Raw genomic sequence first — 25,594 nt, 5'->3', positions numbered from 1 at the left:
CGTTACTCCACATTCACCTTCCCGCCGCCGTCGCGTCCTTTGGTGCCGCGATCGTACATGCTTTCGGCGAACACCGGCGGAATCACGTAACTGCCTGCGGCGATGGGTTTGATGCGATAGCTGAAGGTCTTCACTTCACCCTTGCGCAGGCGGCAGAAGAACACGTTGCGGTCTTCGCGCACATCCACGTAGTCCGCTCCCGGCATCGTCCCGCGTCCGGGTTTGAGTCCGTTGGGTTCCAGCTCAAAGCTTCCGGGCATCAGATCCAGCACGGCGATGTTGCTCAGCGCATTGGGAGAAACATTGCGCACGGTCAGGCGCACCAGCGCACCTTCACCGACTTTGAGCTTCGCCACCGCTTTGCCGTCTGCTCCGATGATTTCGCGGAACACTTCCAGGCCATCCGCGATGCGCTGAGTCGGCAGGCCAGTGTCAAACCCCGCTTCCGTCACCTGATAAAACGCACCCAGATCGCGACCGCCGCCTTGCGCGAGTCCGAAGCGCAGACCACCCGCCTGCGCGCTGAAACTGCTCTGGATCAGTCCGGTGGTTTCCGGCACCAGCGGGATGGGAGTGCCGCCTGCGCGGGACAGTTCAGTCAGTGAGACTCGCACGCCCGATTGCTTGGCGAGATCCGAGTAGGCCTTGAGCGCGAGAATCGTGGTGGCGGCGCTGATGGTGTTGAAGCGATTGCGTGCCAGCGGCTCGGTGACAATGGCGAGATCATCGTAGCCAAAGTTTCCAGCCAGTTCCGGGAAGTGCTTGCAGGCCACGGCGAAGCCCTCCGCCTGGCTCACCTGCGGATCGAGATAGTACCAGCCGTTCCACGCTCCCAGCGCCTTGCCTTTGCGCACCGCCGCCCAGTAGTCCTGCATCAGCACCACGGCTTCCGGGCGCTTCTGCAGCAGTGCATACGTGCCTGCGAGATACGCGGCGGTGAGATGGCCGCGCCATGCCTCTTGATGTTTCTGGCGCAGGTTGTCGCGCAGATTCAGCACAAAGGTGGAGGTGTTTTCGCCTTGGCGAGTGAGCAGATAAATCGCCGCCGCTTGGATGGCCGCGTCATCGAGGCTGTCCACCTGGCTGCGTGCCATCTGCTGCAGGCGATTGCGTGCGCCTTCGAGCAGTGCGGAGGGCACCGCATGCCCTGCATCACGCGCTTCCGTGAGGAAGCGTGTCACATAGACCGACAGGTAGTCCATGCCTGTATCGGCATCTGAATCCCAGTAGCCAAAGCCGCCGCTGGAATTCTGGCGGCTGCGCAACAGGGCAAAGGCATCATCCAGCTGCCGTGCGGACTCGGCTGCATCAAAACCAAAGTCTACCTCCTTCGCCAGCAGCAGGCGTGAGACAGCACGGCTGGTGATCTGCTCGGAGCAGCCATAGGGATACTCGTGCAGGTAGGACTCCAAACCACGCGCAAGACCCAGCGGCAGGGCGGACACGTTCGCGTTCAGTTTGCGATATTGCGGGAACATCTCGCGTGTGATCTTCACCTCATGCGTCTTCTCACGGAAGTAACCGCTCTGCACGTTGGTGATGAAGGGCGCAGCAGGCCGCACGCTCAGTGTGGCACGCCGCAGCACCACCTGACCGGCGGCTTCCGCTTTGAAGGTGATCTCCGCCCCGCCGAGTTCCTCTTTCACCCGGATGCGGAAGCGTACCGTGTCTTCCTTGCCAGCAGCCACATTGACCGCGCCCTGCGGTGTGGCGATCACTTCCAGATGCGGCGTGACCTGCGCCACGATGCTGATCGGCGCATTCGCCTCTGCACCTTCGAGATTGTTCGCCACGGTGAGCGAGGCGGTGAATTCATCTCCCGGCGCGGCAAAGAACGGCACATTGGGCGTCAGCACCAGCGGGCCGCGCACGATGCTGCTCGTTTCAGCGCGGCCCACCGCATCCTCAGCCACGGCGACGGCCATGACGTTGAGTTTGCCGGCGAAGTAATCCGGCACCGTGTAGCTGACTTCCTGGCGTTCGGGGCCTGCGGTGATCAATCCCGACCAGAACACCACTGGTGGTTCTTTGCGACGCTTGAACGGATTCAGGTTCAGGCGCAGCGGCTTGTCGGCATCGCCCCCAAAGGCCTTGTTCTGCGCGATGAGAGAGAACTCCGGCAGGATCAGGTCCATGAGCTGCTCTGTCTCGACTTCGAGCGCGCGTTTGCGGTTCAGGTAGGCGAGCGGGTCCGGCAGCTTGTAATCCGTGATCTGGTGGATGCCCGCATCCACGGCATAGATGACGATGCGGCATGGCTTCGCAGTTTGGTAGCCGATCTTCATGACATCCCCCGGCTTCACTTTTTCAGGTGCGTCGATCTTCACCTCGATGCGTCGCTTGTCGGGATTCGCCACGAAATGCTCCACCGCATAGCTCAGCGGGGAGGTGAAGATTTCCTTCGAATCAAGCGCCCGCACAAAGGAGGCGTTCACATAGGCGGAGCCTTCGATGTCATTTGGCACTGTGATGTGCTGCACGCTCGAGGTCGTGCCCGCCTTGAACCACTGCCAGCCGAGCACGCGCTCGCGCTCGATGGTGATGAGGCCCGCGCCGGTGTAGGTGGCGCTCAGGCTCGCTTCCAAAGCTTCACCGCTGTTCCAGGTGCCGCGCGCCAGTTTGATGCCCAGCTCTGCATCACGCTCCATGCTGCGGTCCAGGTCTCCCTTGCCCACTACGGTGAATGCTGTGGCGCAGACGACGTTGTTTTCCGGGTCGCGCAATTCGAGGCGGAATTCACCCGCCGCATTCGTAGGCAGCGCGTAACTGGCTCCTTCCGCCGGCAGAGAAAAACGGGCCTCCGAAACCATGGATTCACGCTGCGTCGAGACATAGGCATAGCTGCCGCTTTCCAGCTTGGTGAGCACGGACACGTGTTTGATCTGAATCAGACGCGCCATGAGATCCTTCGGCACATAGGGTTTCAAATCCGGTCCCACCGCCATGAAGCGCACATTGGCCGCTGTGTCCTTGCCAAGGTAGTCGAGCTTGGTATCCGGCTTGTAGCCGATGACGTACGGCAGCGCGGCGACGAGGAAGTTTTTCCCACTGCGCACACTGCGTCCGCCATCGGCTTCAAAGCCTTCGATCAGCAGGCTCACCTGGAAGCAGCTCTTGTCGAAACGTTCCAGTGCCAGATCAAACTGCGCCGTACCAGCGTCATCCGTCTTCTGCTCGCCGAGATTGATCTTCTGGCCGGCCTCCGTCTCCTCGGTGTCTTCCGCTTCCGGCAGCCGGTTATGGAAGATGAAATCGGGGAACTGCGCAAAGGCGAAAGCCCCCGGGCTTAATTCCATGCGCGCTTTGAGCAGACGCTTCGCTGCCGGAAATCCAAACAAGGTTTGCAGAGAAACGTCCGCCTTGATGTCACTCGGCTGCAGCCATCCGGCGAGTTCGTTGCCGGTGAGCGTCACATCGATCTTCATGCGATCCGGCTGGAAATCCTCCACCTTGAACAAGCTCTGCCCAAGACGGATGCGCGCATCAATGCCTTTGACCAGATACAGCCGCGCAATGTAGCGGCCCGTGGGATCAGACTCATCGGTCTTCATCTTCACATCCATGAAGCCGTCCGCGGACAGCACGATCTTCTGGGTGTCGATCACTTCGTCCTTCGCATTGACCAAATCCATCTCCAGAGGCAGCCCCGCGAGGCCCGCGGCCCAGTCACGGCGCTTGAGCACCGCACTCACATGGATGTCATCTCCGGGACGATACACACCGCGTTCCGTGAACACGAAAGCCTCCAGCGCCTCCTGTTCCGATGCCTGCACGCCGCCGATGTCGAAACGCGAAAAATCCAGCAGGCGGTCGGGGCGCTCGAACGGCAGGAAGGACAAATCATTGCCCAGCGTGGCGACGATGGCCACAGGGCGCTTCTCCCGCTGAAAATTGCTGACGTCCGGCAGCAGCACATGACCGTCGGCGGTGGTTTGCTGCAGCAGATACTCGCCGTTTTTCGCCATCACCGTAATCACAGCGCCGTTCACCGGTTCGCCGCTCTGGATGCTCTGCACAAACACATCGCGCGAGCCGTTTGCGTTCGTTTTCACCATCAGGCCCAGATCGGTGACGAGCACAAAGCGGTTTGTCGTTGCCTGGCCCATGACCCGCCAATCGTCCTCCACGGCATCGCCTTCCATGGTCTTCTTGCTTTCCGGGGTAGGTTGCACGCCTTCCGCGGTGAGGAAAAACAATCCGCGCGAAGCATCCGCATCGGCGGGATCCGGCGCCTGCAAGGCGCTGGCGAAATCGATCACCGAGTAGCAGGCCTGAAATTCGTTCTTCATCGCCACCGGCTGCACACGGCGCAGGAAGTGGGCGATGTTGGATTCATCAAAGCTGTCGTTCATTGTGAAGTAGGGATTGGCGAAGTCGCCTTCCGTCATCACCACCAAGTGGTTGACCTGCCGAGCAGGCACACGCGCCATTTTCACCCGCAGAAACGGCACGCCGCGTGACTGCAGCGACAGCTTGCGTTCGCCATTGAGAGCCAGGATGCCGCCCTTGCCCAGCAACTGCACTTCCTTCGGGAAGCGTGGTGCTGATTTAAAGGTGCGAAACTCCCGGCTGAGCCGGAAGCCGCCCAGCGCCTCCACTCCCTGCGTGATGCGCACAAACAGCCGCCCCTGCTTCTCCGTGAGAAATTTGAATGCATGCCGCGTCGTCGCCGGGTGATCATCGCTCAGCTCCAGCTCGACCGGTTTCAATGACACGGGCGCATACTGCCGCAGCACATCCTCCGTCACATCATATTCCCTTGGAGGTACGCGCCGGCCATTCACATCCGTGATCCGAAAATTCGGCGGCTCCTGCCAGACACCGAGATGTTTGAGCAGATTCTCTGTCGTGACATAGCCCTCGGTGTTGATGAACAGAAACTGTTCCGGCTCGCCATCATCGGCTTTCAGAATCTCGGTGTTTGCATCGGCGATCTTGAAGCCGCTGTCCACGTCTGGCACGCGCACCTTGGAGATGATGTCGGCCGCCAGCGAGTTGCCGCCGACCGTGCTGATGAGTTCCTTGTGCAGGGTGATCTTCACGAAGTCCTCCTTCGCCGGCACCTGGATCCGCGCGGTGCGAATCCAGAACTCGCGCTGGAGCTTTCCTTCCGTGACCGAGAACAGCGCATCCGGCTTCTGCCCTTTCCAGTCGAAGATCTTCGCGCCACCCACCACCTCCAGTGAGACCAACTGCTCGATCTGCGCCTTGTCGAGCGGATGCGTTGAGCTGAGACCCACCACGACGTTTTGCATCGAAGGATCGCGTGGATCGATCTCAAATTCTGAACTGGTCACTGAGAGCACCAGCGGCTGTGTCTTCCCCTTCCAGACGGGTTCTTTCACCACCACTTCCTTGGGCAGCTGTGCCGGATCAAGCCGCACAGTGTACTCCTGACCAGCTGGCCAGTCCTTGGCTGGAGTGAAGACCAGCAGCTTGTCGGTGCTCCATGTCCACACGCCAGAATGCGCAGGCGTGAGTGTGACGCCGGCAGCCGCTTTGCCCACAACCTCCAATTTGGCCACCGAGACATTAAACTGCACCGCCATCGGCTGTGGCTGCGGTTTGTTTTTGATGATCGGTGTGAGCGCCGGCATCAGGAGCAGCCCCTTTGCCTCACGCACTTCAGTGCGCACCTGAGGGCGAGGCCGATGCGCTTCTCTATAATGGCGCACTTGCGGCACGATCAGAAACATCAGCCCGGTGATCACGATGGCGAGAGCATAGCAGCCCGGATGTTTCCGTGCCTGGTCATCCGCCGCAGAGGCAAGACGAGGCACCCAACTAGGCGGCTGGTAGTGAAATTGCCCAAACAAAGCACGCATCAAGCGCGCAACCCATGAACCGGAGGAGTCGGACATATATGTATAAATTGGTGACTGAGAGTAATCGACCGGCTTTCCCGTGCGCGGGGAATCTTGAGCCAAAAATTGAATTTTATTCCCTTGATTCTATCCAGGTTCCCGCACGGCCTCCCCCGACAGTTCGGGGGTGCTGCATGAACTCTCTCGCAGCGCCGTATGACTGGCCAATGCCCCATCGCACCCTGCTCTCCAGCCTTGCCGCCCTGTCCCTCTCCGCTCTTGCCGCGGACACGCCTCAGGCCAAGCCCATCCCTGTGATCACACCGGGCCAGGTGATCATCCCGTTTGAAAAAATGCGCCGCATCTGGGGCGAGCTCATCAGCCTGGACCTCGTCACGCGAACCGGCAAGTTTCGCAACGAGAGCAACGACGAAGTGATGAACTTCACCGTCATGCCGTATGCCGAGTTGCTGCACCATGCCACGCTCGGTGACTTGCAGGATTTCAGAGCGGGCGAGCGCGCCATCTTCCGTCTGCATGTGGATGAAAAAGAGCAGTGGGTCTGGCTCACCTACATCCAGGACGAGATGAACATGATGAACGGCCACAAGGAATACTTCTATGTGGACCAGATCGACGCCGCAGCGGGCAAACTCACCTGCACGTGGGCAAACGCTGACCAAAGCTTCGTGCGTGAAAAGAACGTCGTAATCGAAACCGATAAAGACACCCGCTTTTGGAAAGCAGCGGAGCCTGCGAAATTCAGCGACATCAAGTCCGGAGATAAACTCCGCACCAAGACGCACGGAATAGGCAAAGGCAAAACCCGCATGGCTTGGGAAGTCTTTCTCGATGACGAAAGGCTACTCAAATTTCAGGCGGAGCAGAAGGCCGTGCACGCTAAGCGAATCCTCGAAGAAGGTGCTCCTGGCTACGTCGATGCATCAAGCGGCACCCAGCTCACACTGACGCTCTTCAACGAAGGCGAGGAGCAGATCAAACGCCTCAAACAAGGCACAACCGTCCAGGTCGCTCCTGCAGGTGTGGATCGCAAGCCCACTGCCGCTCGCATCACCGGCAAAGTCTCCACGCTCGGGAAAAACGGCCGCCAAACTCAGGTCACTCTCGAACTGACCGCCAGTGGAGAAAAGTTTCAGCCTTCTGGCATCGCGCGACTGTGGGTGGTGCAACCGTGACGGGGCCTCTTCTGATTGATTTGAAGCAGCGTTTTTTCGTCCGGTTTTGACGCTGATGGCGAGATACATTGATCGTCCCACTGCGTTTGTTTCTTCCCCTGATGAACCGTCCGTTTCTGCTCCTCGCCGCCCTGCTGTCTGCCTATTCTCCCGCTCACGCCGCTGACCGCGCTGTGATGGATCAACGTCACAAGGCATTGTTTCAGGAGACTTGTGTTTCCTGCCACGGCCCGGAAAAGCAGAAAGGGAAGTTCCGCGTGGATGATCTTCCATTTGAGATCAAGGACATCGAAACGGCGGAGAAGTGGCAGAAGGTGCTCAATCAGATGAACTCGGGCGACATGCCGCCGGAGGATGAGAAACAACCGGCCAATGCCGCGAAGGCCGATTTTCTCGATGATCTGGCGAATGTGATGGTCGCGGCGCGGCGCACTTTGGGAGATCAGAATGGTGTCATCACCATGCGGCGGCTGAACCGTCGTGAATACAAGAACACGTTGCGGGAGCTGCTGGGCGTGGACGTCAATGTATCCGACCTTCCCGCAGACAGCGGCGCGGGTGGTTTTGATACGGTGGGAGCAAACCTATTCATGTCGGCAAACCAGTTTGAGCAATACCAGTTGCTGGGACGCGAGGCGGTGGAGGAAGCGTTTGCGTGGCAGGCAGCAGCAGGCGTGGAGAAAAAGCTGCACTACGAAGCGGAGACGACGACGCCCATCGTGAAGAAGTTTGTGGAGTATCAAATCGATGCCAAAGCCCGAGCGGAACGCTGGGTCAAAGCAGTGGAGGAAGCAGCGGCCAAGCCTGAGAACAAGGACATCGTCGCGAAGATCCGCAAGGAGTCGAAGAATGACAGCATCTTCCGCCGCGAATGGGCCCGGATTCCCGGCGCACCGAACCCACGCACCTTTGGCTTCGACAAGAAGGGCGAAAACGACGCCGATCTGGCCAACGATTCACTGGGCGCAGGCTGGCTGAAGTATCACCAGTATTACATGGCGCAGCCTGCTGTGGACCAGGGGGCCTATCTAGGCACGCAGACACGGCATCCGGCGGAGCTGAACGTGAACTACATCGAGCTGCTGGTGCCGTTTGACTGGCCGGTGGGCGATTACATCGTGCGCGTGAAGGCCGCAGCGACCAAGGATGCCCCACCGGAGCGGCGCTTCCTCGACTTCGGCATCTATGCCCGGACGGGTCGTGTCATGGCCACCCATGAAATCACGGGCACGATCGAAAAGCCGCAGGTGATCGAAATTCCGCTGACTCTGACACGCAGCAACATGACGCGGGAGAACCGGCTGCTGTTTGTGCGTGAAAAGGGCAGCTGGGATACCAATGAAGAAGGCGGTCGCAAACGTGCTGAGGCGGTGAAGCGCAATGGCATCGGGCCGGAGCTGACGCTGTGGGTGGACTGGATCGAAGTGGAACGTGTGCTGAAAGTCGACAAACCCAAGCCGCCCGGCATTGCAGCACTTGGCATTCCATTGGATGACAAATCTCCTGCGCCTGCCGCGCCCGAACTGCGCACGGCGTTGGAGCGGTTTGCCACCGAGGCATTCCGTGGCACAACGCCACCGGCAAACTACATTGACCGCCTGCTCAGCCTCTATGATGTGCGTCGCAAGGCGGGTGACAAGCACAGCGCGGCGTTGAAAGAGGCGCTGGCCGTGGTGCTGTCATCGCCTATGTATCTCTACCTCGCGGAACCCACACCAGACGAAAAGCGTCGGCAGTTGACGGGAATGGAACTTGCCACCCGTTTGTCCTATTTCCTTTGGAGCGCACCGCCTGATAAGCAGCTGCTGGATCTGGGACGGAATGGTGATTTGCAAAAGCCGGAGGTGCTCGCCGCGCAGACGGAACGCCTGCTCAATGATCCGCGTTCCGCAGATTTCCTCGAAGCCTTCACGCATCAGTGGCTTGGGCTGGATCGGATCGATTTTTTTGAGGTCAATCGTTCACTGTATCCGCGCTTTGACACCGGCACGAAGGTCGCGGCCAAAGGGGAAATCCATGAAACCATGGCGCACATCATGCGAAACAACGCCAGCCTGCGCGACCTCCTGAAGTCTGATTACGTGATGATCAACCGCGTGCTCGCCCATTACTACGGCATCCCGGGAGTGAGGGGAGATGGTTATGAAAAAGTGTCACTGCCCAGAGACTCGCCACGTGGCGGATTGCTCGGCATGGCGGCCATCCATTTCATGGGTGGCAATGGTGAGCGCACCAGCCCCGTCGAACGCGGCGCCTGGGTGCTGCGCAAACTGCTGCATGATCCGCCACCACCCGCCCCTGCCAACGTTCCTGCGATCACGCGCCTCGCCAGCAAAGTGCTCACCACGCATGAGCGTTTGCTCGCGCATCAGGAAGACCCGCAGTGCGCCAGCTGCCACCGCAAGATCGACCCCATCGGCTTTGGCTTGGAAAACTTCGATGCAGCCGGACAGTGGCGCACCGAAGACAGCTACATGGCCATCGACGCAAACGGCAAACCCGATCCCAAGAGCAAAAAGACCTGGACCATCGAAGCCGTCGCCGCGCTCTACAAAGGCCCGGCGTTCAAAGACTTCTTTGGGCTGCGCGATATCATCGCCTCCAAATCAGACGCCTTTGCCCGCAGCTTCAGCGAGGCCTTGATTGAGTTTGCTATGGGCCGTCCGCCGGGCTTCCGGGATCAACCACTTATAGCCGGCATGATTCAGCAGGCCGGTAAAAAAGACCTCGCCATTCGCGAGTTCATTCACGCATTGGTCGCAAGTCAGGAGTTCCATACGAAGTAATCTCTCAACGAAAAAGCATCATGAGCACCTCACCCATCCGGCGCCGCCACTTCCTTCAATCCAGCACCGCGCTCATTGCCCTGCCGGCACTGGAGTCTCTCGGCTTCCGTCGCTTTGCCTCGGCGGCTGCTCCAGCAGCTCCACCAAAGCGGCTGGTCTTTCTCGGCTTCGGCTGGGGGATCACGACAGAGAGCTGGTTTCCGGACATCAAACAACCCGGTGCGGATTACACCCTGCCTGAAGGATTGAAGCCGCTGGCACGGCACAAGGCGGACTTCAGCGTCGTGCAGGGGCTTTGGAACAAGTACAGCAATGACGGCCACTGGGGCAGCACCATGTGGCTCACGGGGGCGAATCGCTTTGGCGAGCCGGGACAAAACTTTCACAACAGCATCTCCGCAGATCAGGTGGCGGCGGCAAAGCTCGGACTCGACACGCGTTTTGCCTCATTGCAGCTTAATGGTAGCGAGAACGCTGAAGCTTCAGGGCATGGCCCCGGGCTTTCGATGGCATGGGATGTCAGCGGCAAACCCATTGGCGGGCACAAGGGCCCCGTGGAAGCCTACCACCGGCTCTTTTCCAAAGACACCATGCCCATCGAGCAGCAGAAAGCCATGCTGGCGCAGAAGCGCAGCGTGCTCGACACGGTGATGGAGAATGCCCGCGTCATGCAGCGCGGCCTTGGCAAAACGGACAAGGGCAAGCTCGATGAATACTTCCAGGGCATCCGCGACATCGAAACACGTCTGAGCAAGGACGAGCAGTGGATCGGCGTGCCGCAGCCCAAGGCACCCATTCCTGAGCCAGCCCCCGGCCTCGCTGGAAAAGAAGAGATCAAGATCATGTATGACATCATGCTCGCGGCGATGCAGACAGACAGCACCCGTGTGCTCACCTACCGCCAGCCGGTCAGCACGCTGCTCACAAGCATCGGCATCAAGGTGGCCCCGCATGACATGAGCCATTACCACTCGACCATGGGTGAAAAGTTGGAAGCTTCCAAGCAGCGCGACCTCACGCAGAGCGATCTGCTCGCGGGATTCATCGACAAACTCAAAGCCACCAAGGAAGCCGACGGCAGCCGTCTCTTTGACAATATTGCCCTGGCCTACGGCAGCAATATCCGCACCGAGCACAGCCTGGACAACTGCCCCACGCTGCTCACGGGTGGTGGCGCAGGCATCAAGCTGGGCCACAACATCGTCGCGCCGAAAGACACGCCGCTGTGCAATGCGTGGCTGACGCTCCTCCATGGTCTGGGCGTGAACGTCGAGCGCCATGGAGACAGCTCCGGCGTGCTGAAAGAGCTCATCGCCTAGACTCACTCACCCATTTCATGAAGCCGTTTTTTCTCGTCGCCGCATTGCTGCTGGCAAATCTCCACGCCGCTGACATTGAGCTCACTGAGACGCTGCAACTGCCCGAGTGCCACAGCCTCGGCTGGGTGCGGGGCAACACTCAGGTGAAGGGCCAGAAGAACTGGGATGGTGTGCTCGATGAAGCCAAATGGGGCACGCCCTCGCCGCAGCAGGCTGTTGAAAGAAGCTGGGACTGGAAGCTCACCGATGAGCAATGGCAGCAGGCCGTTAAGGAAAAAGGCGAAGGCAAAAAGGAGGATGTGAAGTTTGACCTCTGGGTGCCAGAGCAGACCACCGTTGCCAAGGGGATCGTCGTCATGTCCGGTCATGGCAGCGGCGAGGCGCTCTACAAACATCCAGAGCTGCGCAAGATCGCCCGCCAGCTGCATCTCGCGATTTTCAAATTCGTGGGCAATCCCATGCAGCGCGGCTTCTGGCCACGGAGCCTGCTCTATGAGCGGCTGAAGACCTTCGGGCAAAGAGCCCAGCACCCTGAGCTCGAAAATGCGCCGCTTTTTCTCTACGGCCACTCAAACGGCACCGGCTTCTCTGCCATTTTTTCCGCTGAAAGCAGCCGCGTCTGGGGCTGGGTTTCCATGCGGCCGGGGACCACGTATCAAGTCTATCAACCCGGTGCGGCTCAAATCCCCGGATTGGTGATCTTCGGCGAGGTCGATGACTTCTTCGCCCGCCCCTCCAAAGCTGAGAACATGGGTGTCGTGGAAGCCATGAGGAAGAAGCACAACGCGCTGTGGAACTATGCCGTCGAACCGAAGACAGGCCACGGCCCCGGTGACAAAACCTGGCCGCTGGTGTTCTCCTTCTTGCGGCACACTTTCGCTGCCCGAGTTCCTGCGGATGTGGACCCACTCCAAGGTCCGGTGAAGCTCACTGCTCTAGCAGTTGAGAGCGGATCTCTCGGCAAAAACTGGGATGTCACGCAGGGCGGCTATCAAACCCTGGCCACGGCACCCTTCGCCACATTCTCTGGGGATAAAGCCACCGCCTCCTGGCTCATCAATGCCGACTATGCTGCTGACTGGCAGATGTTTCAGCGCGATGGCCAGATCACCCGGCCGTGAAGATTGGGAGACATTTCCCGGTGAGTGCGTTCGTTTAGACTGCCTTCCACCTACCCACCATGATTTCCCGCTCACGTTTTCTTCTCTCTCTCGCTGCTGCAGGCCTGTGCACTTCTTCCTCTTGGGCTGCTGACAGCGTCAAAATTGTCCTCGTCGCCGGCAAGGTGAAGGAGGTGGACAAGGTCGGGCATCATGATTACCTCGGCGGCTGCCGCCTGATGCAGGCGCTGCTGAAGCAGACACCGGGAGTGGATGCGGTGCTGGTGAACGAAGAATGGCCTGCCGATGAGAAGGTGTTTGAGGGCGCGGCTGCCGTTGTCTTTTACACCGATGGCGGCGGCAAGCAGGCCTACCTCGCCTCACCGGAGCATGTGGCCACCGTGCAAAAGATGGCGGATGGCAAAACCGGACTGGTGAACATTCATCAGGCGGTGGAGTTCACACCGGCGTTTGCGCAGCAGTCGATGAACTGGATTGGTGGTGTGTATAATGCGCTCTCAAGTCGCGGCCACTGGGACAGCGTGCATGACACCTTTCCCAAGCACGCCATCAACAGCGGTGTCACTCCGTGGAAGATCAATGACGGCTGGCTGAACCATTTTCAATTTCCAGCGGAGATGAAGGGCATCACGCCGCTGGTCTGGTCCGGTAAAGAGAAGCTGGGCTCGCCCGAAGGTGGCGACAAGGATGTGGTGGCGTGGACTTACGACCGCCCAAGCGGCGGGCGTTCCTTCAGCTTCAGCGGACTGGATGCGCACTCAGCCTGGGAGCAGGCAGGCATGCGCCAGTTGGTGATTAATGGGGTGCTTTGGTCTGCGGGTGTGGAGATTCCGGCAGCAGGTGCCAAGTGCGAGGCGGACAAGGCGCTGATTGATTCTTTTCTGACGCCTCGTGTGGCGCCGCCGAAGAAGGTGAAGGCTGAGGCGGCTGCGACGCCAGCGGTGAAGTAGGAAGCCAAGATCCGGCTACTCCAGCGCTCACGCGAGTGCGAAGCGTCTTGGAGTGCGTGCGGCAAGCCTGGGCGCGACGCCGCCTTTCGCAGGCCGGACGGCGGGATGGGAACTGTGAATGTTCAATACCCCGCGAAAGCGGTGTCGATGATGCAGGCTTGCGCCGTGCATCTCTGCCACCGCACTCCAAGACGCTGACGCGTTGATTGAATGCCCGCAGGCGGGAGAACAAACACGGACGTTCGTTTTACTATCAAGGTTACCGCGAGCGAAACACCTCGCTCATCAGGCACTCGGTGAGAAGAGTGTTCAGGCCGAGGCCCTGCTTTTTCACTTTGTCGTGAAGCTTGTCGATGATGAAGTCATCGTTGAGCTCCATGGTGCGGCCGGTGGTGTAGGTGAGGATCTGTCGGATCAGGTGCCGGCTGAAAAGATCGGCACGGGTGTCCTGGATGAGTTTCTTGAAGCTGGCGAAGTCGGTGTAGGTCTCGCCGGAGGGGAATTCGCCCGTGGTGTCAATGCTGGGCGCGGGGGCTTTTTTATTGGTCTTCGGGTAAGTACTGCGCCAGCGGCCGACGGGGTCGAAGGATTCGAGACTGAAACCGAGTGGATCAATCTTGCGGTGGCACTCGGCGCAGGCGGCGTCGGCGCGGTGTTTGGCAAGGCGGTCGCGAATGGTGGTGGCTCCGCTGACATCGGGATCAATGGCGGGCACCACATCCGGCGGCGGTGGCGGTGGGACGCCCAGAATGTTTTCTGTGACCCACACACCGCGCGTGACGGGCGAGGTCTCGACACCGTTCGCGCTGACGGTGAGCACGGCAGCCATGCCCATGAGACCGCCACGATGCGCATTGCCTTTGAGGCTGACCTTTTGGAAGCCATCGGCCAGGCGCAGCGTCTTCTGCTCGGGCAGTTCGTAGAGTTTGGCCAGTTTCTTGTCCACGAAGCTGTGGTCGCAGTCGATGAACTGAATGACGGAGCCGTTGGTCTTCAGCAGATCGCGGAAAAAAAGCTGGGCCTCGGTTTTCATGGAGGTGGGAAGGTCCTCCGCATAGTAGGCACGCACCACTTCGCGCGGCGGCGGCATGCCGCCGAGTTCACGGAGGTTCAGCCAGCTGTCCAGAAAGCCGTTCACAAAGCCGCTGATGCGTTCATCGGACAGCATGCGCTGGATCTGCTTTTTCAGCTCGGCATCCTGTGTGAGCTTGCCTGACTTCGCGGAGGCGAGCAGCGCTTCATCCGGCGGAGCAGCCCAAAGGGCAAAGGAAAGGCGCGAAGCGAGATCGTAGGGACTCAGCGCTTTCGCGGACTCCTCAGTGATTTCGCTCAGGTAGAGAAAGGAGGGGGAGCAGAGGATCAGTTTCAGCGCATCAAGCGCGGCCTGGCGCGGTGAGGCTTTTTCGGCCAGCCGTTTGTCGTAAAGAGCGCGGATGGGCTTGCGGTCTGCATCGGTGAGCGGACGGCGGTACGCTTTTTCGGCAAAAGCCTGGAGCTGTTCCATCGCGTGCTCTGCCTGAAAACCGTCTTTGCCAAACACTGCAATTTCCTCGGCACCACCGTTTTTCTCGGGCACCGGGCCGTTGATCTTGATCTCGCTGATGCGGATGTGCGGCAGCTTGCCTTCCAGCAAGATGTGGGCGCGGCCGACGCCGGAGGATCCCGTATCCGCCTTGAACTCGTCCTTGTAGCGTTTGTTGATCGTCACCACCGAGGCACGGGATTCATACGGACCGTTCGGGAAGATGAAGCGCGGTGTCTGCCCGGCCTCCAGCCAAACGCGGAATTTGAACCAGGTGGGCGTGTTGTCCGGCACCACGGTGCTGGCCAGCAGCGGCTCAATGGCCTGTGGATAATGAATGTGGCCTTTGGTGACATCTCCCGGCACGACCCCGAGGATGAAGGGTTCAGAGAAATCGATGCCAAAGATGGTGGGATCGTAGTGAGTGTCCCGGTGCATCGCGGCGGCTTCCACTTCGATGTCATAAAGACCGGAGACGGGCACCCCCTGCTTGAAGTCCTCAATGTGGCCGTAGCCGCCCTGGCGGGTGTCGGTGTTCGGCTGCTCGTAGAGGCAGAGGTAGCGAAAGTTGAAGGCTGACTTGTGCGAGCCGGTCAGCTCTTCGTATTGCACGAAGTGGCTGTTGAAGCGCCAGCTCTTCGGCTCGGTCGCCGGTTTGCCGAGTCGCGTCTCGACGAGGCGGTTCGCGGACTGGAAGTATTGATCCACGAGAAAGCCCGAAGTCACCAGTGACTTGCCGATGTTGTCCATGTGCTGGCTCGTCTTCTCCTTCGGGAAATCGGCGGTGAGGCCCAGTGTATCCACCCGGCGGCCAAACAACACGGCGAGAGTGTTTTCATACTCGCGGCTGGAGAGGCGACGCATGACCGTGCGGCTGCCAGTGCTCTGAAATTTGCCATAGGCGGCCACCGTGCCCTCGCGCAACGCGCGGATCATGGCGAGGCGCTCGTCATCCGTGGGCTGATCCGCCTTTTTCGGCGGCATCTCCTTCAAGGTCAGCTGGTCGATGATGTCACGCGCATCAATGAGATCAGGGACGGATTTCAGCGGCAGCGCAAACTTCTCAAAGGCACGATCGCCCTTTTGTACATCCGCGTCATGGCACTCCAGGCAGTACTTCCCAAGGAACTGCTGGGCAATCTTGGGTGCCTCGTCAGCCGACTTAGCAGTGGTAAGGAACGCGAAGCAAAGCAGCGTGCTGAGACGCGTGGTCGGAGCCATCATGCTCATCACGCGAAACGCCCGGTGCTGTTGCCAAAGGACTCCGTTTCCACACCCATCTTCTGCGCGATGTCCACGAAGAGATTGCAGAGCGGCACTTTGTTGATGCCCTCACGCGGCACTTCGCGGAATTCGCCGTGCTTGTAGCCGCCGCCCGCGAGGATCACGGGCAGGTCGGAGTTCTTGTGCGAATTGCCATCGCCCATGCCGCTGCCGAAGAGAACCGTGGTGGAGTCCAGCAGCGTGCGGTCGCCATCGTTCATCTTCGAGAGACGTGTGACGAATTTGCCAAAGTGCTCGATCTGATACTTCTCCAGCGTGATAAGGCTCGCGATGGCTTCCGGGTCATTGCCGTGGTGGGAGAGGCCGTGCCAGTCTTTCTTGATGCCGAGATGCTGCGGCATGAAGTCACCACCGATTTCCAGCGTGGCGATGCGCGTGCTGTCCGTCTGCAGGGCCAGAGCGATCAGCTCATAGAGAATCGGCAGGTCTTCCACGGCGTTGTGATTCGCGGGCTTGTCAAAAGGGGCCTTGGGCTTCGGCTGGGCAACCCAGCGCTGGCGCAGTTCCAGGCGCTTCTCCACATCGCGCACGGAAGTGAGATACTCATCCAACTTGTCCTTGTCCTCTTTGTTGACCCGCTTGGAGAGGCGGTTGGCCTCGTCCATCACCGAATCGAGAATGGATGACTGTACCCGGTTTTCCTGCACCCGGCGTGCCTGACGTTCCGTGGAGTCACTGACGAATAGCTTCTCAAACAACTGCGACGGATTCGTGACGGGAGGCACGCGCACGCCCGACTTCGTCCAGGCGATCTGGCAGCCGCCGTGAATGCCGCCTTCCGAGCCGACGGTCAGCGAAGGAAACCGCGTCTCGAAGCCGATCTCGTCCGCGAGATACTGGTCGATGGTCACATTGCCATCCGGGCGGTTTTGCGCCTCGGAGTTCAGCACCCCGGAAAGAAACGAATGCACTGCAAAGTGCCCGCCTTTCACGCCATGGTCCAAGCCACGAAAGACCGTCATCTGGCTGCGATTTTCCCAGAGCGGCTCCAGCAGTGTGGTTTTCTCATAGTCGCGGCCCTTGGTGGTCGGAAAAAGCTGCTTCGTCTGATAGCCCAGCAGGTTGCCAATCGCCACAAACCGACGCGCTCCGGCACCTGCTCCTTTGGCGGTCTTAACGGCGGAATTACCGCCCACAGTGCCAGCCATGAGTGAGGGTAGTCCCGGCAGGGCGAGGGAGGTGCCCAGAGATTGGAGAATGAAACGGCGTCTGTTCATGATTTGGGGGTCTGACTAATACGTAGCCAGAGCACCCCGTGTTGCAGCAGGAAACACGCCCTTTTACTCGGATTTCAGCCCCGCCGTGTTGACCGCGATCACGCGATACTGGTGCTTTTTACCGGCCTCAGGCGCTTTATCGGTGAAAATCATCTCGACCAGCGGGTTGGTGGGCGTGTCGCTGTATTGCAGACCCTGGAAAACCGGACGGCCAAAGGGGTTCTTCGGCTGCTCCGGCACGGTGCCGATCTCTTTGCCATCGCGCTCGATGATGAAATGGGCCAGACCGCTTTCGAGATCGGCTTTTGCCTTCCAGGTAAGCACGTTGTCTTTCACCTGCAGCCCAGTTGGCGCAGGCGGCGGGGTGGTGTCGGGGACGGTGGTGTCTTTGACATAGACCTCCCAGTCCTTGGCGACCGCCTCATTCGGCAGCCACACGGACTTGTCTTTTTCGCCCGTAAACTTGGCAGCAGGCACGGCTTCAGTGCTCAGCAACGCTGCAAGCCAGGCATTTTTCGTCGGCATCGGCTTCAGCGCACCTCCGCTCTTTTCCGGCAGTCTTGCGGTGAGGCAGGCATCCAGCCAGCGGATGGTGAAATAGCGCTGATTGCCGCACTCATGCGTGGTCAGTGGGTCCACTGACACGCCGATGAGACCACCCTTCGCACGCACGGCGGTGAAGAACGTTTCGTTCGAAGCCCAGGCTCCGGCAAAGCGCCCTTCCTTGACCGTCACACCTTCCTTGGTGCCCAGGTTGCACATGATCGGCACCCCAGCGACCGCATCAGACAGAGTGTAAATCTTGATCGTGGGCCGGGCCGGATTGGCCTCCAGCATCGGCACGCCTGAGCGCAAGCACGCTGCTGCGACACGATCCGGATGCAGCAGTGTCATGCCACCCGCCCAATGACCGCCGCCACTGTGCCCCCACAGCGCCCACGGCACCTTGGCGAGTTCGGGATGGCCGGACTTAGCACCGAGATCCGTCAACGCCTTTTGAAACGCCGCATCCGATCCATTGCGGGGATCACACCACATTTGGCAATCAGCCTTCTCCGGCTGCTCATAGGATGGGGCCAGCAGGGCGCAGTCATGCTTTCTAGCCAGCGCCTGCCAGTGCAGGTCATAGGCACCTGTGAGACCGGATTTGCACGAGCCTTCACCGCAGCCGTGTTGGTGCACGATCACCCCGCGCAAGGACTTCACGCCGGGCGGAACCCACACGGTGTAATTCACCGGAAAGATCAATTCCCCGGGCTGGGTGGAGGCCTCATAGCGCACGCGGTAGTAGGGCGGATCAGCCGCAGGAAACACATCATAGGGCGGCTGCTGCGCAGACAACGAAGCTGTCAGCACGAAAAAAGAGAGGAGGGCAAGGGATCGCATGGAAGCAAACCAACAGGGAATGAAGTGAAAAAGTTGCAAGCGAGACGAGAAATCACAGTGCAGCGCCCGTTCTTCCTGCCCCCCCCCCGATCCAATTCCCCACCACGCCTCATGAAACCTGCAGCACTTTTTTCCCTTTTCATTTTCGCCGTCGCTGCTTCCGCTGAGGACGGCTTCACCTCCCTGTTCAATGGCAAGGACCTCACCGGTTGGGATGGCGACCCCAAACTTTGGAAGGTGGAAAATGGCGAAGTCATTGGCACCTGCACCGGGCCGGATGCCATGCCAAACAACTCCTTTCTCATCTGGCGCGGCGGCCAGGTGAAGGACTTCGAACTGCACGCCACCGTGCGCGTGGAAGGCGACAACAATTCCGGCATTCAATACCGCAGCCGAGAGCTGCCCGAGGTCGCCCCGTGGGTCATCACCGGGTATCAGATCGACATTCATCCCGCCATCGAACACACAGGCATGACCTATGAGGAAAAAGGGCGCGGCATTTTCGGCCTCAATGGCACCAACGTCATGCTCGACACCTCAGGCGCACTCTGGAAGCTTTCCGAGCATGAGCCGGTGAAGGTGGATGTGTCGCAGTGGAATGAGTACACCATCATCGCACGCGGAAACCACCTGGTGCACAAGATCAACGGCAAGGTCACCTCCGAACTGACTGACTACGATGTGAGCAAGCGCGCCCTCGCAGGCCTGCTGGCCATTCAGCTTCATCGCGGCAATGCGAACAGCGTACACATCAAAGACCTCCGCCTCAAAGTGCTCCCGGTCACGGAACCGCAGTCCTTTGATCCCGCAAAACTTCCCGCTGGAGCGGTGAAGATCGAGAAGCCACGGACGAAGAGCCCGCAAGGCACCGGGCCTGTGGTGCCGCCGACGAAGAAGTGAATCACTGCTGCTCTGATGAAACGCCTCCTTCTGTCCCTCCTCGCGGCAAGCTGCATGCCGCAGGAATCATTCACCGCAGAGCCACGTCCGAACATCATCCTGATGATGGGTGACGATCACGGCTGGGAGGAGACAGGTTACAACGGCCATCCCCATGTGAAAACGCCGGTGCTTGATGACATGGCCGCGACGTGTTTTCGCTTCGAAAACTTCTACGCCGCGCATCCGAGTTGCTCGCCCACGCGCGCCAGCTTTATGACGGGTCGTCATCCGAACCGCATGGGCACCTTCAATCCCGGCTTCTCAATCCGCCCGGAAGAAGTTACGATCGCTCAAATCCTCGGCAAGGCCGGTTACCACTGCGGCCATTTCGGCAAATGGCATCTTGGCCCGGTCAAAGCATCTTCGCCGACGAGCCCCGGCGCGATGGGATTTCATGAGTGGGTGTCACACGACAACTTTTTCGAGCTGAACCCGTCCCTCTCGCGCAACGGCGGCCCGCCTGAAGTCATTCGGGGCGAAGGCTCCGCCGTCGTCATCGATGAAGCCATCAAGTTCATCGACCGCGCTAGCAAGAATGGGAAACCCTTCTTCACCGTCGTGTGGTTTGGCTCACCGCATGAGCCCTACAGCGGCCTGCCAGAAGATCTCGCGCTGTATGATGACCTGCCGGCCAAATATAAAGACAAGAAGGTCAGGCTCACCTCCAATGAAACCGGCGGCCCGACCACACGTCCGCAGGGTGAAGTGCTGCGCGAACGCTATGCCGAAATCACCGCGATGGACCGCTCCATCGGCACGCTGAGAAAGCATCTCGCCGCCAGTGGCCTGCGCGACAACACCCTGCTCTTTTACTGCGGCGACAATGGCACTTCTCCAGATGCTTCACTCGTCCTCCCTCACCGTGGTGTGAAAGGCCAGGTCTACGAAGGCGGCGTGCTTGTTCCTGGTCTCATCGAATGGCCTGCTCGCATTCCCCAGCCGCGCAGAGCGAAAGTCCGCGCCACCACCAGCGACCTCCTGCCCACGCTCTGCGCCCTCACCAGTCAGCCGCTGCCAGATCGTCCCATCGATGGCACCGACCTCCTGCCGGTGATTGATGGAAAAATGACCGAGCGCCCCAAGCCGCTTTGGGTTTGGCAATTCGACGCCGCTCATCTCGACAAGGCCGAGCCCTACATCGACCAGCAGCTGCAGCAAGGCACCACACCTCTTGCCAAAAAGGCAGCAGGCAAAGCCACGCGCGACTTCAGCAACTTTCGCCACACCACCATCACCGACGCCGATTACCTCGGCCCACGTGCCATCATCGACGGTCGCTACAAGCTGGTGATCCATGAGCCGAAGAAGGGCGCGCCGAAACAGGAACTCTTCGATCTCGCTGAAGACCCCGCCGAGAAAACGAATCTGCTGGAGCACCAGCCCGACATCGCCAAAAAGCTGCAGTCAGAACTTCACGACTGGCAGCAGTCCGTGCTGCACAGCCTCACCGGTTCGGACTATCGCAAGTAGGGATATTGCTCGTCTCAAAAATTTATTGTCCGGTTTCACTGCCCACCGCGAGATACCATACCGCAACTCCACGTTTGTTCCAACCTGTTATGACCAACCCTGCCGCACTTCTCCTCACCCTGTTCTCGCTCGTGACCTTCGCGAGCGCCGCACCACTTGTCTTTGAAGGCACCGAAGGGCCTGGCAAAGGAAAACACATCGTCTTCTTGGCTGGAGACCATGAATACCGCTCCGAAGAGTCGATGCCGGCTATCGCACGTCTGCTGGCCAAACATCAGGGCTTCAAGTGCACCGTGCTGTTTGATATCGACAAAGAAGGCGACATCGTGGCGGGCGAAGTCGCGAACATGCCGGGGATGGAGGCGCTGGACACGGCGGATCTCGCGGTGGTCTTCCTGCGCTTTCAGCAGTTCCCGGCGGAGCAGATGAAGCACTTTGACGCCTACCTTGCCCGTGGCGGCCCGGTGGTCGGACTGCGCACGGCCACGCATGGTTTCAAGACGACGAAGGATGATCCCTACGCGAAGTATTCTTATGACAGCAAGGTCGCCAGCTATGAGTTGGGCTTTGGCCATCAGGTGCTCGGTCAGACCTGGGTCGGCCACTACGGCACCAATCACAAGCAGAGCACTCGCATCGCCATCGTGCCGGACAAGGCTGCGCATCCGATCCTCCGTGGTGTGAAGGACATCTGGGTGCAGGCGGGCGGCTATGTGGGCAACCCAACGGATGGCGAGATTTTGACGATGGCCCAGCCACTCAATGGCATGACGCAAGATTCACCTGCGGACGCCACCAAGCCGCCGATGCCCAGCGAGTGGACGCGCACCTACAAGTCAGCTTCCGGCAAAACGGGCCGCGTCTTCACCACGCTGTACGGCACATCGGAAGACATCACGAATGAAGGCTATCGTCGCATGATCGTGAACGGCATCTTCTGGACGCTGGGCTTGGAAGACTCGATCAAGCCCGATCTCGATGTGTCCTTCGTCGGTCCCTTCAAGCCAAACACCTTTGGCGGCGGTGCCTATGCCCATGGCGTCAAACCTGAGATGTATGCAGGCTTCACCTCGCAGATTCCAGCGAACAACAACACGAAGCGCGCCGCCAATAAATCAAAGCCGGAAGAGAAGTCGGCGGCAAAAGCGACGACCGATGCAGCATCCAAGGTGACCATCGCCACAGGCAAGCCTGCACGCTATGTGCGCATTGAGCTTCCCGGTGACAAACGCTGCCTGCAAATCGCAGAGATCGAAGTGATGAGCAGCGGCAAGAACGTGGTGAAGGGCGGCAAGGCAACACAATCAACCACAACCAACGGCGGCGCACCAGAACGGGCCATTGATGGCAACAAGGACCCGGAATGGGGCAAGGGTGGCCAGACGCATACGAAAGAGAACCAGCCGAATCCATGGTGGGAAGTCGATCTGGGCTCCAGCCATGCCATCGACACGATCGGACTTTGGAGCCGCCGGGGCTTTTCGGACCGTTTGGGCGACTTCACGCTCCAGTTGCTTGATGAAGCTCGCAAACCGGTGTTTGAGATCAAAAACGTCGCCGGTCCGGATTCGATGACCATCGATGTCAAAGGCGGCAGTAAACTAACCTACCTCACCTTTGACGGCAAGCCGGGCAAGCCTGCGCAGAAGAACTCCGGCGGCGGCGCTGCTCCTGTGAAGGAACCTGAACTGGCCGAAGTGCCTTCGGACTACAAAGACCCTGCGCCATTCGCTTTTGGCAAAGGTGACGTCGTCGCCATCCTCGGCAACGGCCTGCCTGACCGCATGCAGCACGATGGCTGGATGGAAACCCTGCTGCAAAGCCAGCTGCCGGACATGCAGGTGCATTTTCGCAACATGAGCACGAGCGGCGACCGCCCGAACAGCTACCCCCGCAGCAGCGGCGCGACGCACATGACGGACTACCTGCGCCATGTGCAGGCGGACGTCGTGTTCGGCTTCTTTGGCTACAACGAATCCTATGACAACAAGCCTGAAGAGTTTCAGAAGCAGCTCGTCGAGTTCGTGAAGAAGACCCGGGGCAGCAAGGCGAACGGTAAATCCTTCCCACGCATCGTTCTCTTCAGCCCCATCGCGCATGAAGACACGCGCAATGTGAACGTGCCAGACGGCAAGGTGCACAACGCGCAGCTCGAAGCTTACACGAAAGCCACTGAGGCAGCCGCGAAAGAAGCGGGCGTGGCATTTGTGGACCTGTATCACCCATCGCTGGAGCTGTTCAAAGCCGCGAAGGAGCCTCTCACCATCAATGGCGTTCATCTCTCCATTGAAGGAAATCGCCAGCTCGCAGAAGTCATCGCAAAGGCGCTGATCGGCAAGCAGGTGACCGCATCGCCCTCCATGGAACCGCTGCGCGAAGCCGTGATGGACAAAGACCTTCACTGGTACAACCGCTACCACGCCTCCGACGGCAACGACGTCTGGGGCAGCCGTTCCACGCTGAGCTTCACCAATGGCCAGACCAATGCCGTCGTGCTGCAGCATGAGCTTTCCATGCTCGACGTCATGACCGCGAACCGCGACGAGCGCGTGTGGGCTCGCATCATCGGTGGCGACAAAAAAATCGACGACAGCAACGTGCCGAAACCCGTGCCCGTCATCTCCAACGTGGGAGGCGGCAGCAAGAGCAGCAGCGCACAGAAGGAAGGCATCCTGAAATACATCAGCGGTGAAGAGGCCATCAAACACATGGCGGTGAAAAAAGGCTTTGAGGTTCATCTGTTCGCCGATGAATTGCGTTTCCCGCAGATCGCCAACCCGGTGCAGATGCAGTTCGACACCAAGGGGCGCCTGTGGGTTGCCGCATGGCCGACCTATCCGAAGTGGGAACCGCTGAAGGAGATGAACGATGCTCTGGTCATCCTCCACGACGACAACAACGACGGCAGTGCTGATCGCGCCACGGAATTTGCCCGTGTGCAGAATCCGCTTGGATTTGAGTTCTGGAACGGCGGAGTGCTCGTCACGCGCCAGTCAGAGATCCTCTTTCTCAAGGATACCGATGGCGACGACAAAGCGGACGTGCAGACCATCATGCTCATGGGCCTCGACAGCTCAGACTCACACCACGGCGCAAACAATCTCATCTACGGGCCCGACGGTGGTCTCTACTGGCAGAGCGGTGTGTTCATGCAGCACAACCACGAACATCCCTGGGGCCCTTCGCTGAACACCGGGGCCTCCGCCATGTATCGCTTTGATCCGCGCCGCTTCACCATCGCCAGGCATGCAGACAATTCACCGAACCCTCATGGCACCTCATTTGACTCCTGGGGCTACCAGTATGCCACGGACGGCACCGGCGGTCGCGCCTATCAGGTGCGCCCCGAAGGCAACGGCTTCAAAATGTATGAACTGCTCAAGAAAGAAGTGCGCCCCGTCACCGCCAGCGAGGTCGTCAGCAGCACGCACTTCCCTGAGGCCATGCAGGGAGACTTCCTCATCTGCAACGTCATCGGCTTCCTCGGCGTGAAGCACTACCATCTCGAGCGTGATGCCGACAAGGGCACTGTCTGGGGAGAACCCGCAGGCGACGAACTCACCGTAAAAGTCACACAGGCCGATGGCACCGTCACCGAAGAAACCTCCCGCGGCTTCCTCATGAGCGGAGATAAAAACTTCCGCCCCAGCGACGCAGTCTTCGCACCGGACGGCTCGCTCTATCTCAGCGACTGGCACAACGTCATCATCGGCCACATGCAGCACAACGTGCGTGATCCGAACCGCGACCACGCGCATGGCCGCGTCTATCGCATCACCGCCACCGGCCGCCCCTTGCAGCAGGTCGTGCCAGTGGACGGTCAGGCGATCCCCGCTCTGCTGGAAAATCTCAAACACCCCGCCGACGGCGTGCGCCATCGCACCCACATCGAGCTCAGCGAACGCGACACCAAGGAAGTCATTGCCGCAACACAGGCCTGGATGAAGCAGTTTGATCCAACCAAGAAGGAAGACGCTCACCACCTCCTCGAAGCACTGTGGATTCATCAGCAGCACAACGTGCGCAATGTCGAGCTGCTCGCTCAGTTGCAGAAGTCTCCTGAGCTGAACGCCCGCAATGCGGCGAATGTGGTCCAGCATCTCTGGTTCAACGTCGAAGCCTCCATGCACGGCGGTGTCATCGCAGCAGAGGCCGAAGAGAAAGCGAAGAAGTCCGGCATCCTAAGCGACACGCCCGAACTCACCACCATTCGCGTCGCCACCATTCCTGAGCGCATGATGTATGATGTGAAGGAACTCAACGTGAAGGCCGGCAAGAAAGTGAAGCTCACCTTTGCCAATCCCGACTTCATGCCGCACAACATCCTGCTGGTGAATCCTGGCAAAGCCGAGGAAATCGCCATCAAGGCCATGGCCCTTGGTGCCAAAGGTTTCGACACCGGCTTCATCCCTGAAAGCCCCGACATCCTCTGGCACAGCAAACTGCTCGACCACGGCAAAGAACAAGTCATCGAGTTCACCGCCCCCACCAAGCCCGGCGACTACCCCTACGTCTGCTCCTTCCCCGGCCATTACCTCATCATGCGTGGGGTGATGCATGTGAAGTAAGCCATTCGTGAATTTCCACATCAGGCTCT

12 protein-coding genes are annotated in these 25,594 nt (G+C 59.6%); 8 read left to right on the top strand and 4 right to left on the bottom strand.

The window, feature by feature from the left end; all coding sequences use genetic code 11:
• Positions 1-2: 2 nt before the first annotated feature.
• Positions 3-5,861, bottom strand: coding sequence for an alpha-2-macroglobulin (locus WAW39_RS24590; RefSeq protein ID WP_422321806.1), 5,859 nt, complete (start codon positions 5,859-5,861; stop codon positions 3-5).
• Between the two features lie 170 nt (positions 5,862-6,031).
• On the opposite strand from WAW39_RS24590, the gene WAW39_RS24585 reads away from it, so the two are divergent.
• From WAW39_RS24585 to WAW39_RS24565, 5 genes are all read left to right on the top strand, one after another.
• On the top strand, positions 6,032-7,000 hold the full coding sequence (locus tag WAW39_RS24585; protein WP_422321805.1) for a hypothetical protein: 969 nt from the start codon (positions 6,032-6,034) through the stop codon (positions 6,998-7,000).
• A 101-nt stretch (positions 7,001-7,101) separates the two neighbouring features.
• Positions 7,102-9,786, top strand: a complete 2,685-nt coding sequence (locus WAW39_RS24580) for a DUF1592 domain-containing protein (RefSeq protein WP_422321804.1) — start codon at positions 7,102-7,104, stop codon at positions 9,784-9,786.
• A gap of 20 nt (positions 9,787-9,806) precedes the next feature.
• Positions 9,807-11,105: a DUF1552 domain-containing protein gene (locus WAW39_RS24575; protein ID WP_422321803.1), complete on the top strand. Its 1,299-nt coding sequence runs from the start codon at positions 9,807-9,809 to the stop codon at positions 11,103-11,105.
• Positions 11,106-11,122: 17 nt separating this feature from the next.
• Positions 11,123-12,226 carry a hypothetical protein gene (locus WAW39_RS24570; protein WP_422321802.1) on the top strand — a complete coding sequence of 368 codons (1,104 nt, stop codon included), beginning with the start codon at positions 11,123-11,125 and terminating at the stop codon, positions 12,224-12,226.
• A gap of 59 nt (positions 12,227-12,285) precedes the next feature.
• On the top strand, positions 12,286-13,176 hold the full coding sequence (locus WAW39_RS24565) for a ThuA domain-containing protein (RefSeq protein ID WP_422321801.1): 891 nt from the start codon (positions 12,286-12,288) through the stop codon (positions 13,174-13,176).
• 259 nt (positions 13,177-13,435) lie between these two features.
• Here WAW39_RS24565 and WAW39_RS24560 read toward each other — a convergent pair whose 3' ends face one another.
• The 3 genes from WAW39_RS24560 to WAW39_RS24550 all read right to left on the bottom strand — a co-directional run bounded on the left by WAW39_RS24560 (position 13,436) and on the right by WAW39_RS24550 (position 18,585).
• Entirely contained in the window at positions 13,436-15,922 is a 2,487-nt protein-coding gene (locus WAW39_RS24560) for a DUF1592 domain-containing protein (RefSeq protein ID WP_422321800.1), read from the bottom strand.
• 5 nt (positions 15,923-15,927) lie between these two features.
• Positions 15,928-17,199 (bottom strand): DUF1552 domain-containing protein, encoded by a 1,272-nt coding sequence (locus tag WAW39_RS24555; RefSeq protein ID WP_422321799.1) that lies wholly within the window; start codon positions 17,197-17,199, stop codon positions 15,928-15,930.
• Between the two features lie 63 nt (positions 17,200-17,262).
• Positions 17,263-18,585, bottom strand: a complete 1,323-nt coding sequence (locus tag WAW39_RS24550) for a hypothetical protein (protein WP_422321798.1) — start codon at positions 18,583-18,585, stop codon at positions 17,263-17,265.
• Between the two features lie 111 nt (positions 18,586-18,696).
• Here WAW39_RS24550 and WAW39_RS24545 point away from each other — a divergent pair, with 111 nt between their 5' ends.
• The 3 genes from WAW39_RS24545 (at position 18,697) to WAW39_RS24535 (ending at position 25,565) form a co-directional block, all read left to right on the top strand.
• Positions 18,697-19,485, top strand: coding sequence for a 3-keto-disaccharide hydrolase (locus WAW39_RS24545; protein WP_422321797.1), 789 nt, complete (start codon positions 18,697-18,699; stop codon positions 19,483-19,485).
• A gap of 15 nt (positions 19,486-19,500) precedes the next feature.
• The gene (locus WAW39_RS24540) at positions 19,501-20,997 is read left to right on the top strand and encodes a sulfatase (protein WP_422321796.1); all 1,497 of its coding nucleotides are present in this window, start codon (positions 19,501-19,503) and stop codon (positions 20,995-20,997) included.
• 89 nt (positions 20,998-21,086) lie between these two features.
• Positions 21,087-25,565, top strand: a complete 4,479-nt coding sequence (locus WAW39_RS24535) for a PVC-type heme-binding CxxCH protein (RefSeq protein ID WP_422321795.1) — start codon at positions 21,087-21,089, stop codon at positions 25,563-25,565.
• The last annotated feature ends 29 nt before the right edge of the window (positions 25,566-25,594 follow it).

Origin of the sequence: Prosthecobacter sp., assembly GCF_049294395.1 — a bacterium.
Lineage (GTDB): Bacteria > Verrucomicrobiota > Verrucomicrobiia > Verrucomicrobiales > Verrucomicrobiaceae > Prosthecobacter.
Note: the sequence above shows the minus strand (reverse complement) of the source record. Positions and strands in the feature narration are given on the sequence as shown.